Raw genomic sequence first — 11,533 nt, 5'->3', positions numbered from 1 at the left:
GTGCCTCCCTTTCCCACCCTCCCGCTCCTGCACGCGGCCTATGCCGCGGGCCTCGATCCGCGCGCCGTCGTGGCCGAGGCCTATCGCCGCCTCGCCGCGGTCGACGATCCCGGCATCTTCCTCGCGCTCGTGCCGGAGATCGAGGCTCGGGAGGCCGCAGCGGCGCTGCCGCCCTTCGATCCCGCGGCGATGCCGCTCTGGGGCGTGCCCTTCGCGGTCAAGGACAACATCGACGTGGCCGGGCTGCCGACCACCGCCGCCTGCCCGGACTTCGCCTGCACGCCCGCCGAGACCGCCCCGGCGGTGGCGCGGCTGCTGGCGGCCGGGGCGATCCTGATCGGCAAGACCAATCTCGACCAGTTCGCCACCGGGCTCGTTGGCCTGCGCACCCCCTATCCCGCCCCGCGCAACGCGATCGATCCGGCCTACGTGCCCGGGGGCTCCAGCAGCGGCTCGGCGGTGGCGGTCGCCCACGGGATCGTGTCCTTCGCCCTCGGGACCGACACGGCCGGCTCGGGCCGGGTGCCGGCGGCGCTCAACAACATCGTCGGGCTGAAGCCGTCCCTCGGCGCGATCTCCACCCGGGGCATGCTGCCGGCCTGCCGCACCCTCGACACGCTCTCGGTCTTCGCCGGCACGGTCGCCGATGCCGACGCGGCGTTCCGCGTCATGGTCGGCTTCGACGGCGCCGATCCCTGGTCGCGGGCGCTGCCCGTGCCGTCCGCCCCCGCCGGTCTTCCCCCTGGCCTGCGCCTGGGGCTTCCGGATCCCGGGAGCCTCCGATTCGGCGGCGACGGGCTCTCGGAAGCGGCCTTCACGGCGACGGTGGCCGATCTCGCAGCGCTCGCCGGCCCCGCGGCGCCGGTGGACCTGAGCCCGATGTTCGCGGTCGCGGCGCTCCTCTACGACGGACCATGGGTCGCCGAGCGCTACGCGGCGATCCGCCCGGTGATGGAGACCCGCCCCGGGATCCTGCACCCGACGACCCGGGCGGTGATCGCCGCCGCCGGGCGCTACAGTGCCGCGGATGCCTTCGCTGGCCTCTACAGCCTCGCGGCGCTGCGCCGAACGGCGGACGCGGTCTGGGAGCGCGTCGACGTGCTGGCGGTGCCGACCTATCCGCGCCCGCAGACCCGGGCGGCCGTGGCGGCCGATCCCATCGGGCCGAACAGCGAACTCGGGACCTACACGAACTTCGTCAACCTGCTGGACTGGTGCGCCCTCGCGGTTCCGGGGCGGGCGCGGGCCGACGGCTTTCCCTCCGGGATCACCCTGCTCGCCCCCCGCGGGTCGGACGGGCTGCTTGCGGCCCTCGGCGCGCGCCTGCATGCGGCCTGCGCCACCCGGATCGGCGCGAGCCCGATGCCGGTGCCGGCGGCGGAATTGGGTCCGGCCCGGGCGGCGTCCGGCGAGATCGAGCTGGCGGTCGTCGGCGCCCATCTGTCAGGCCTGCCGCTGAACCGCGAACTGACCGCGTGCGGCGCCCGCTACCTGCGCACGGTGCCGACCGGGCCGGAATATCGCCTCTACGCCCTGCCCGGTGGCCCGCCGCAGCGCCCGGGCCTGCTCCGTGTGGCCGCGGACGCGGGGGGCGCGATCGAGACCGAGGTCTGGGCGTTCCCGCCCGCCGCCTTCGGGGCCTTCGTGGCCGGCATCCCGGCGCCCCTCGGCATCGGGACCCTGCGGCTGGCCGACGGCACCGCGCCGAAGGGCTTCCTGGTCGAGGCCGCCGGCCTCGAAGGCGCCGCCGACATCACGCCCTTCGGCGGCTGGCGCGCCTACCTCGCCGGCCGCGCGGCCGCGTAGGGCCGAGCCCGCGACGATCCCCGAGGCTGACACCGAGCCCCTGCGGAAAACGGCTGCGCCCCCTCCCGTGGCGACAGAGCGCCCGGACCGCTGCTACGCTGGCCGTTTCGGTGGAGGGTTCCGATGCGGCGATCGATCCTGTTGCTGGTGGTGGGTCTCCTGGCCTGCGGCCCGCTCGCGGCGGCCGCCGATCCGGGGCAGGATGGCGTCGCCGATCTCGGCAGCTACGCCGCCCGGGTGGAGGTGCACCCCTTCGAGAGCCTGACTCTGACCGACCGTCAGTTCCTGACCGGCACGTCCGAGGGTGCCACGCCCGTCACGGTCGCCGGGATCCTGCGCATCGCCAAGGCGGGGACGGAGCGCCTGCCGACCGTGATCCTGATGCATGGCTCCGGGGGCCTGGGCGGCAACATCGAGTTCTGGCAGCGAGCCCTGGCGGCCCGCGGCCTCTCGACCTTCGCCATCGACGGCTTCACCGGCCGCGGCCTGACCAGCGTCAACACCGACCAGAGCCTCCTGGCGCGCACCAACCTGATCCTCGACATCTACCGGGCGTTGGGGGTGCTGGCCAAGCATCCGCGGGTCGATCCGGCACGCATCGCCGTGATGGGCTTCTCGCGCGGCGGGCAGGCCGCGCTCTATGCGGGCCTCAAGCGCTTCGACGCGGCCTGGAACCGCTCCGGGATCACGCCGGCCCTCTACCTGCCGGTCTATCCGGACTGCGCGATCCGGTTCCGGGACGACACCGCCCTGGTCGAGCGGCCGGTCCGCATGTTCGGCGGCAGCGGCGACGACTACAATCCGGCCGCGACCTGCGCCGCCTACGCCGAGCGGCTGAAGGCGGCCGGAGCCGATGTCGGCCTGACCGTCTATCCGTGGGCGCAGCACGTCTTCGACAACCCGGCCGGGCCGCCCCAGCCGGTGGCCGTCAAGGGCGCGCAGACCGTGCGCGGCTGCGCGATCCACGAGGCCGCGGACGGCGTGCTCGTCACGGGCGCGAACGCCACGCCGTTCACCTATGCCGATCCCTGCGTGCAGCGCGACCCGCATATCGGCTCGGACCCTGCCGCCCGCGCGGCGGCCCTGGCGAGCGTCTCGGACGCCCTCGACGCGGCCTTCCGGGCACGGTGACGGACCGTCCGCCGCGCGGCCATCGCCGCGGCGGCCCGTCACTCCAGATCGATGACGGTCCGCGAGGATGGCCGGGCGCTCGGCGCGGGGGCCAGCCTGTTGCCGAGGAAGTCGGTCTGCGGCGGCGGGCCGGGCTTGGCGGCGGCGGTGCCGCGGGCGGCCTGAACCGACTGTTCGGGACGCTCGGGTGCCGCCGGCCCCGCCACCGGCGGAAGCGGTGCGATCACGCGGCCCTCGGCTTGGTCCAGGCAGCGCCGGAGAGCGCTCGGATCCGGCAGCAGGGTGCAGTCGTTCACCGAGAGCGGGCTGGGTTGCGCGCAGGCCTCCCGCGCGCCGATCCCGAACAGCAGGGCCAGGGCGGCGCAGATCGCCCCTGCGACACGGGCGCGGCGAAACGGATCCGAGATCATGGCTGCGCCTGCCGGATCCGCGGATTGACCTGCCGGATCTCGATCTCGCTCGGCTCCGAGGGCAGCAGCTTGCGTGGCACCGGCGCCCCCGTGCGGGCGGCCTGCTGCTGCGCCTGGGGCGCCATCGGCTGAGGAGCCGGTGCATTGGCCCGGACCGGCTGCTGCTGCGGCGCGGGCGCGTCCGCCTTGTCGAGCCGGCCGAGGCGCACGCGGACATACGCGACCGAGTGGCTGGCCGCATCGAACCCGCACTCGTAGGTCACCCGCACCCATTCCTTGGCGGGACTGAGGAAGCGGATCGAATCGCCCCGATAGCGCACCACGGTGGAGGCGGCCTCAGGCGCCTCGGCCTGCTGGAAGATCTTGGCGAAGGGACGCGAGACCCACTCGAAATCCGTCGGGGCCTGCGCCTCGATCCGCGGCGCGCAGGCTTGGGACGCGAGTTCGTTGTTGGCGCGCACGCAGGCGGCGTCGCAGCCTGGGTTCGGGCTGGGGGCCGGCTGCGGCGACGCGGCAGCGCCAACCTGCGGCGGAGGCGACTGAGGTGGTGCAGACCCCGGTTGGCTCGCCGTTGACGCCGATTGCGCCAGTGCCGGCGCGAAGCTGGCGGACCAGACGGTCGCGGCCAGGAGCACCTTCTGCAGTCGCGATGAGCCGGATCGTCTCATCGAGCCCTCTCCTCCATCACATGCGCGGACGGTTCTCGCCCTGCGCGGGTTCGCGTCGACTGATCCGGCGCCCGACCGTCCCAGCAGCCAGCCGTTCGGCGGCGGAACTGCACTGTCGATCCTCCATCCCCGGGCGGCCTTGAAGGCTGCGCCAGCCATGAAGCCAATCTCCGACGGCCGTCAGCATACCGCTTTGACCCTATTCAGAGCGTGTCAAAAATGACACTTCACATCAAGGATCGATAAAAAATCGCCTCGACTGTGTTTTCACTGAAGACAGACTGAATTTCGAGGCCGGCCGGGATCATAACCCGCAGGGAAGAGGCTGCGCATCCGCAGTTTGCGCCCTCATCCTGTAGGGCGCGGGAGTATGGGACGGCCTTCCGTCTCGGGCGTGAGGGGGGTGTCCAATCGGCCGGACCGCGTCGAAGCATCGCCCGTCGCAGCCTGCCCCATGGTTCTGTGCGTGCTGAGTAAGTGGCGTGTTTCATGTCACGGCGTCGAGCGATTTCAAGATTCGCCGAACGTGCGCCGAAACACTCGATCCGCACTGCGGCATCCAATGTGCTTCGATCCGACATAGACTGACAAAGGGAGTCTTAAATCTCCGGATAATTCTAAAAAAGGCAAGATCGATCGACTTTACGTCCGTTCGTGATCCATCGTGATTTCCTTTGTCCTCTGCGAATTAACAAAAACAGTCAAATCGTCTCTGAAATCGCTAGACACCGGCCAGCTAAGCCGTTAACAGACCATTAATGACGCATCGGTGTCGCTTCGCGATCCGTAGCGACTGATTTTCAAACTAAATGATCGCGATTCGAAGAGCATCCGCTGCCATGCAGTCGGGTGGAAAAGTCGTTGCCTGATAAATAGAGGCGCATATTCTACCTATTTAGGATTAATTTGCGTCATTTATGCCATTAAAGGCAGCAATTAGCCTGCGAAAACTGCTTACACGGATCCTAAGCACTAGACAGCCCGGCAAAGTCAGTTACTCAATGGCTAAGGTCCACCCCAGGCCGATGTCCCGGGATGAGACTTGGCAGCCGGATACGACGGCGCCGCTCGCCATGAATTGGCTCAGGGAGAGGGGAATATTTAAATGAATAAGCATCTGATCAGCCTGTCGATGGGCGTCGCCGCCATCGCTTTCACGGCTTCCGCCTACGCGGCGGGCGGCAACAGGACCTATACGAGTCAGCCCAGCAACTCGAACACGATCACCATCAACCAGAACGACACCGGCTCCGGGGTGGAGAAAGTGACGGCTGGCAACGGCGGCGGCAACTCGGTCGGCTCGCTCTTCCGGCCCTTCACGCAGGGCGGCGGCGACGGCAACGTCTTGACCGTCAACCAGACCGGCACGGGCAACGCGCTCGGCACCCGGTCTGGGGGCGGTGAGCAGATCGGCGCGGGCAACACCGCCAATGTCACCCAGGAGGGCATTAAGGGTCGCGTCGAGCTGCAGCAGAACGGCGGCAACAACGGCGTGACCGGAACGAGCCCCACGCTTGGGGGCAAGTTCGGCGCCTCGAACGGTACCAACCTCATCAAGCAGGACGACAAGACCTCGAACAGCTTCATCGACCTGACGCAGATCGGCAGCGACAACGTCTTCAACCTGCAGCAGTCCGGCTCCGACAACGGCCAGACGATCAAGCAGAACGGCGACAGAAACCGGGTTGTGACCGGTCAGGATTCGGCGTCGTCCAACAGCAGGATCAATGTCACTCAAAGCAAGACTGGCGGTGGAAACCCGAACTCGGTGGTGGCCACCCAGTCGAGCGCCACGGATACGACTGCAACGGCGACGCAGACGGGCAACGGCAACACCGTGACGCTGGATCAGAGGGGCACGAGCCTTCAGAGCGCCTCGACCATCACCCAGGTGGGCAACAACAACGAAGTTGACAGCCGGCAGCGGGACCTCGTCAGCAACTCGCAGATTGTTGTCAACCAGAACACTGACCGCAACTATGCCCTGGTTCGGCAGGAAAACAACGTGTCGAAGAGCACCATCACCGTGAACCAGGGTGGCGGCACCGGCAACCGCGCCGCGGAGGCCTCGCAGACGAACGGCGTCTCCAACGACACCCTCACCGTGACGCAGTTCGGCACCGAGAACGTCGCCAACAGTCGCCAGTGGAACGGAACGCGCAACAGCACGATGACCGTGTCGCAGACGGGTGACCACAACAAGTCCGACGCCTACCAGAACGCTGAAACCGACAAGGGCACGATCACGATCACGCAGATCAACAACTTCCAGGATGCGACGGCCACTCAGAACGCCGCCAAGAACAGCTCGATCACGATCGCTCAGTCCGGCGGTGGGAACGTTGCTCTCGGCGAACAGAACTATGTGAGCAACAGCAAGATCGATCTGACTCAGACGGCCACCAACACCGGCTTTAACTACCTGTACGCTGCTCAGCTCTACCAGGATGGCAGCTCAATCACTGCGTCTCAGACGGGCACCGGAAACATTGCCTACTACCAGCAGGGTTACGCGTACGGTCTTGGCGATCTGACCCTTGGCGGCAAGAACAACACGGTGAAGGCCGTCCAGAGCGGCATGAACAACGAAGCCTTCACCTGGCAGACGGCCGGAGACAAAAACTCGATCGGCATCACGCAGGCTGGAACCGGCGGCAAGATCGGCGTGTACCAGCACAACGGAAACGGCAATGGCGCCGACCTCTTCCAGAGGAGCGGCAGCACGGGCGCCGTCGCCCGGCTCGAGCAGAATGGCAATGGCAACTACGCGTACTCGCGGCAGAGCGATGTCACCAACACGCTGACCGGACCCGGTTCCGCGCCCGGCACCTATAATACGACCGCTTCGGCTGCCCTGCAGTCCGGCACTGGCAACGTGCTGCTCAACTATCAGTCCGGGACCAACAACTCGGCTTCCGTGTCTCAGGTTGGCATCCTCAACGGGATCATCAACACGCAGTCCGGAACCGGCAACGTGGCTGAGCTTGTCCAGAACGGCAACCTCAATGGCATCGTCGGCTCCCAGAGCGGCACGGGTAACCAGGCCTCTGTCACCCAGAACACCAATGGCAACGTTGCCGTCTATGCTCAGGCTGGCAACACCAACGTGCTGAACGTCCGTCAGCACTAAGTCGCTCGGCCGGCTTTCGGCTCCAGCGCCTAACACCAAAGAGGGCCGCGCCGACCAGCGCGGCCCTCACCTGTCGCTGCAGACGCGAGGTTTCATCATGCCGGTCACGGCACCGAACGATCCCCCAGCCTTGCGCTGCGAGCTGACCCAGCAGGTCAGCGGCGGAATGGTCTCGATCTCCGGCCGTGTCTTCAGCGTCACCCCGGGACCCGGCACCTACCAACTGCGCATCGAGAAGTCCGGACCCTCCGGCACCTCGGTCATCAACCAGGGCGGCGCCTTCACCGTCCAGCCGCCGGAAGCCAGCGTGGTCGGGAACACGACCTTCAGCGTCGAGGCCGGCGCCCATTACAGGGCGCGCCTGCGCGTCACGGCCGGCGACGCCACCGCGGAATGCCAGGACGGCCAGGACCGGCTCTGAAGCCGAACGGCCGCCTTGCGGCAGATGCGCGACACGACCGCAGGGGCCGGCCGCACCGGCGCCGGGGATCTCTCATTTCCGGCCGTGCTCAGGGTCTTCGGCTTGGTTAGATGAAATCTGTTACTCATTTTGTGGGTGGAGATTTCCCCGATATCCACTTGACAATCGAATGACGTGGATAACGGGGCGACTTACGCGCTATGATCGTGTGGCATATCCACCACAGATTCAATATATGGGTGACGAAACTGCGGCATAGACTGTACAGCGTTCGACAATACTGATTTACGACCTAAAAGGCCTGACAGGAGGAGATCATGCGCCGCATGTGCCGCAGCCGGGCGAATGGGGGGAGGCTACTGCTTCTCGGCCTCGTCGCCGCGATCGCCGCAGGCTCTGCGAACGCGCAGGAGCGCGTTTCGATCGAGCAGGTCCAGGTCAATGCGCGGCGCTCCGCGGCCGCCCCACCGGCCACCGGGATCCAAGAGAGCGACTACATCCTCGGCGCCCAGTCCGGCATCGGGCTTCTCAACCCCGGCTACCTGCCTCCCTCGGCATCGGCAGCCTCCAATCAGGCGCGTGCGCTGCAGCTCGGTACAGGCAACGTCGCGAACATCGACCAATCCGGTTACGCGAACATCGCGATCCAAAGTGTCGTCGGTTCGCAGAATACCGTGACGCAGATGCAAACGGGCGGCCGCAATCAGTCGACGATATCCGTCATCGGGAATTCGAACGCGGTCGGCACCCAGCAGGAGACATCCGGCGCTGTAGCGGCGATCACGGTTCGCGGCGACAACAACGCGATCACGGCGCAGCAATCGGGCAACAACCCGCTGCCGATCGGCATCACGCAGGTTGGCAATGGCGCCAACGTGACGGTCGCGCGGAAGTAAGGGCATGCGCCAGTTTCGAATCTCCGCTCCGATGGTGCTCGCCGCCGGCCTCCTCACGGGGGCGCCTACGCAGGCCGGCAGCCTCGTCTACCAGCCGGTCAATCCGTCCTTCGGCGGCAGCCCGCTGAACGGCTCCTGGCTCCAGGCCGAGGCGACGGCGCAGAACGATGCGTCCCGGCGCGCCCAGCGTCTCCAGCAAATCCAATCCGCGATCAGCTCCTCGAGCACGCAGAGCCCGGGTCAAATCTTCGCGCAGCAGCTTCAGTCTCAGATCTATTCGTCCCTCGCCAATCAGATCACGCAGGCGCTCTTCGGCGAGAATGCCCAACAGAGCGGCAGCTACAGCTTCGGCGGGTCGCAGGTCACGTTCCAGCGTCTGGGGGCCAACATCCAGCTCCAGATCTTCGACGGCCAATCGACCACGACTATCGTCGTGCCGGCGACGGCGGCCGTGGGCAGCGGCTCGACCGCCACGACGCCCCTCTCGGGCGCCCCCTGAGACCGGGCGCTCAGCGATGATACCCCATCATTTATGCCGGCCGGCTCTGCCCGCCCGCGCCGCGCGAGCGGATGCGGCGGCCCGGCACGCGGACCAGAACGGAGACGGCGTTGCCCGTGCATAGCCTTCTGAACAGTCTGGTCGGCGCCCTCGTGCTGTGCGCGGGTCTCGCGGCCTGTGCCCCGTGGGACCGCGAACTCCTGGCCCAGGCCCCCGTGGTGACGCCGCCGTCGCCCACCGACCTCAATCTCGAGACGCTGCCGCCGCCGACCCGTCGCGTCGACATCGCGATCTACAATTTTCCGGACCTCACCGGTCAGAACAAGCCGAACGACAACATCGCCGAGTATTCCCGCGCGGTCACGCAGGGCGGTGGCGCCTTCGTGGTCGACGCCCTGCGGCGCGCCGGCCGCGGCCAGTGGTTCTCGGTGGTCGAGCGCACCGGCCTCGCCAACCTGCTGCAGGAGCGGCAGCTCATCCGGGCGACCCGCCAGGAATTCGAGGGCGGGGAGGCCAAGCCGCTGCCGCCGATCCGGTTCGCCGGGCTGATCGTCGAGGGCGGCATCATCGGCTACGACGCCAACACCGTCACGGGGGGCGCCGGCGCCAACCTCCTGGGGGTCGGCGGCGACACCAAGTACCGGCGCGACGAGGTGACAGTGGCCATGCGCATCGTCTCCGTGCAGAGCGGCGAGGTGCTGAACAGCGTCACGGTGACGAAGACGATCTACTCGGTCGCCCTCAACGCCAACGCCTACCGCTACGTGGCGGTCGCCAAGCTGCTGCAGGTCGAGGCGGGCGTGACCCGGAACGAACCGACCCAGATGGCCGTCCGCGAGGCCATCGATCTCGCGGTCTACGCGACGATCATCGAGGGGACCCGCAAGAAGCTCTGGCGCTTCCGGGATCCGGTGCTCGGGACGCGGCTGGTCGACGAGTATCTCGCCCGCGACAAGCCGACGCCGCTCGAGGTCCCGGGGCCGGGTGTGCCGGTGGGTCCGCTGGTGGTCAAATCCTGAACGGTCATGCGTGAGCCGGTCGCCCACCCGCTGCGGTTCGGACTTCCACGCAGGCACGCGCACGGGCCGATCGCCTTCTGTCTCCTGATGTCCGCCGCCCTGACCCCGATCGTCGCACCGCGGGCGTCGAGCCCCGCCCCGGCCCCCGCGGCCTTGGAGCCGGTCGGTCTGACGCCCTTCGCGCGGATCGCCCCGCCCCCACAGGTCGAGCCGGCCGCCGGGCCGGACATCGGACCGGCGATGGCCGACCTGCTGGTCCTGGGCGGTGGCGCGTTCCAGCCGATCGAGGCGGTGTCCCGGCTGTTTCCGCAAGCCGACGGCGGCATGCACGCGCTGATCGCCTCCGCGGCCGCCGCCAACGACCTCCCGCCCGACTTCTTCCTGCGCCTCCTGCGCCAGGAGAGCGGCCTCAACCCCTACGCCGTGAGCCCGGTCGGCGCGCAGGGGATCGCCCAGTTCATGCCCGGGACCGCCGCGGAACGGGGCCTGCGGAATCCGTTCGACCCGGGAGAGGCGATCCCGAAATCCGCGGAACTCCTGCGGGAGCACCGCGCCCGCTTCGGCAATCTCGGCCTGGCCGCCGCCGCGTACAATGCCGGCCCGCAGCGGGTGCGCGGCTGGCTCGAGGGCCGTTCGGCCATGCCCGCCGAGACGCGCGACTACGTGGTCCGGATCACGGGCCGGCCCCTGGAGGAGTGGGCCATGCAGGCCGGCCGCGCCCTGCCCAGCTCGGCGCGGTCGTTCCTAGCCCCGCATGGTCTCGCCTTCGCGGAGGGCGGCCCCGTCGATGCGCTCCTGCGACCGGGCGCCCTGTTCGAGACGGCGGCGCGCGGCAGGCCGGTGCCGTCGACAACGCACGCCGCCACGGGCAAGCTCCGGCGTCCGGCGGCCCGGGTCCAGCAGCCGCGCTCCGAGCAGGCCCTCTGCGCCGTTCTGAACGGCGAGGGCCGGACCTGCCTGGTCCAGGCGGTCTACTGACGGGGCGCGATCTGCTCGACCTGGACTGCCTGGGCGGGCGACGACGTCCGGCGGCTCTGGCGAAGGCGCCGCCGCTTTCCGCGCCGGGACGCCGTCGCCGCCGGGATCGCGCCCGCGGCCTCCACCATGGATTTGTCGATCGCGGGCGGCGGCTGGAAGGCTGCGGGCCGCGGCCCGGGTGCGAGGCGTTGCCCTTCGTAGAGTTCGATGCAGTCCCTGAGGGCTGTCGGGTCACGGATGAAAGTGCAGTCGTTCACGTTTGGCACCGGCGCGCCCTGTGCAAGGGCTCCGGGGAAGCTCCACAGGGCAGCGACCACGATCACGACTGTCCTCAGTCTATGTTCAGACATTGCGAACCTCCCGGCCGTACGGCTGATTTGTCGTGTCGGCTTGAATCTGAATAAATCAATTTCTAATATAATCCCGCGCAGCCAAGCGCCTTTTTCTTAGCAAATTTCTACTTGTTCTTCTAAATCGGCCCGGTTAAACGCAGGCGGATCAGGTCGGATCAGCGCGCGTTAAAAATTTAATTTTTGAAAATTTGTTCGAAAGCACTATAAATGTAAGGCGATCAG

The 11,533-nt window shown here is 67.9% G+C and carries 11 protein-coding genes; 8 read left to right on the top strand and 3 right to left on the bottom strand.

What is annotated here, in order from left to right:
• Both atzF and AC1DXK_RS07530 read left to right on the top strand, forming a co-directional pair.
• The gene (gene atzF / locus AC1DXK_RS07535) at positions 1 to 1,806 is read left to right on the top strand and encodes an allophanate hydrolase (RefSeq protein ID WP_457107996.1); all 1,806 of its coding nucleotides are present in this window, start codon (positions 1 to 3) and stop codon (positions 1,804 to 1,806) included.
• Between the two features lie 123 nt (positions 1,807 to 1,929).
• A complete protein-coding gene (locus AC1DXK_RS07530) occupies positions 1,930 to 2,937 on the top strand; it encodes a dienelactone hydrolase family protein (RefSeq protein WP_457107995.1) in 1,008 nt (335 codons plus the stop codon).
• A 38-nt stretch (positions 2,938 to 2,975) separates the two neighbouring features.
• Here AC1DXK_RS07530 and AC1DXK_RS07525 read toward each other — a convergent pair whose 3' ends face one another.
• Together AC1DXK_RS07525 and AC1DXK_RS07520 are read right to left on the bottom strand one after the other, a co-directional pair.
• Positions 2,976 to 3,347, bottom strand: coding sequence for a hypothetical protein (locus AC1DXK_RS07525; protein WP_457107994.1), 372 nt, complete (start codon positions 3,345 to 3,347; stop codon positions 2,976 to 2,978).
• The gene (locus tag AC1DXK_RS07520; protein WP_457107993.1) at positions 3,344 to 3,808 is read right to left on the bottom strand and encodes a hypothetical protein; all 465 of its coding nucleotides are present in this window, start codon (positions 3,806 to 3,808) and stop codon (positions 3,344 to 3,346) included. Before AC1DXK_RS07520 ends, AC1DXK_RS07525 begins: the two co-directional genes overlap by 4 nt.
• A 1,312-nt stretch (positions 3,809 to 5,120) precedes the next feature.
• On the opposite strand from AC1DXK_RS07520, the gene AC1DXK_RS07515 reads away from it, so the two are divergent.
• The 6 genes from AC1DXK_RS07515 to AC1DXK_RS07490 all read left to right on the top strand — a co-directional run bounded on the left by AC1DXK_RS07515 (position 5,121) and on the right by AC1DXK_RS07490 (position 10,958).
• A complete protein-coding gene (locus AC1DXK_RS07515) occupies positions 5,121 to 7,145 on the top strand; it encodes a beta strand repeat-containing protein (RefSeq protein ID WP_457107992.1) in 2,025 nt (674 codons plus the stop codon).
• Positions 7,146 to 7,242: 97 nt separating this feature from the next.
• On the top strand, positions 7,243 to 7,566 hold the full coding sequence (gene csgH / locus AC1DXK_RS07510; RefSeq protein WP_457107991.1) for a curli-like amyloid fiber formation chaperone CsgH: 324 nt from the start codon (positions 7,243 to 7,245) through the stop codon (positions 7,564 to 7,566).
• A 317-nt stretch (positions 7,567 to 7,883) separates the two neighbouring features.
• The gene (locus AC1DXK_RS07505) at positions 7,884 to 8,462 is read left to right on the top strand and encodes a hypothetical protein (protein WP_477297334.1); all 579 of its coding nucleotides are present in this window, start codon (positions 7,884 to 7,886) and stop codon (positions 8,460 to 8,462) included.
• A 4-nt stretch (positions 8,463 to 8,466) separates the two neighbouring features.
• Entirely contained in the window at positions 8,467 to 8,961 is a 495-nt protein-coding gene (locus AC1DXK_RS07500) for a curli assembly protein CsgF (protein WP_457107989.1), read from the top strand.
• Between the two features lie 116 nt (positions 8,962 to 9,077).
• A complete protein-coding gene (locus AC1DXK_RS07495) occupies positions 9,078 to 9,980 on the top strand; it encodes a CsgG/HfaB family protein (RefSeq protein WP_457107988.1) in 903 nt (300 codons plus the stop codon).
• A gap of 6 nt (positions 9,981 to 9,986) precedes the next feature.
• Positions 9,987 to 10,958 (top strand): lytic transglycosylase domain-containing protein, encoded by a 972-nt coding sequence (locus AC1DXK_RS07490; RefSeq protein WP_457107987.1) that lies wholly within the window; start codon positions 9,987 to 9,989, stop codon positions 10,956 to 10,958.
• Here AC1DXK_RS07490 and AC1DXK_RS07485 read toward each other — a convergent pair.
• On the bottom strand, positions 10,952 to 11,275 hold the full coding sequence (locus AC1DXK_RS07485; protein WP_477297331.1) for a hypothetical protein: 324 nt from the start codon (positions 11,273 to 11,275) through the stop codon (positions 10,952 to 10,954). The two genes, AC1DXK_RS07490 and AC1DXK_RS07485, sit on opposite strands and share 7 nt — an antisense overlap.
• Positions 11,276 to 11,533: the final 258 nt, after the last annotated feature.

The organism is Methylobacterium sp. P3_A11 (assembly GCF_056403155.1).
This window is presented reverse-complemented; position numbering and strand designations above follow the sequence as displayed.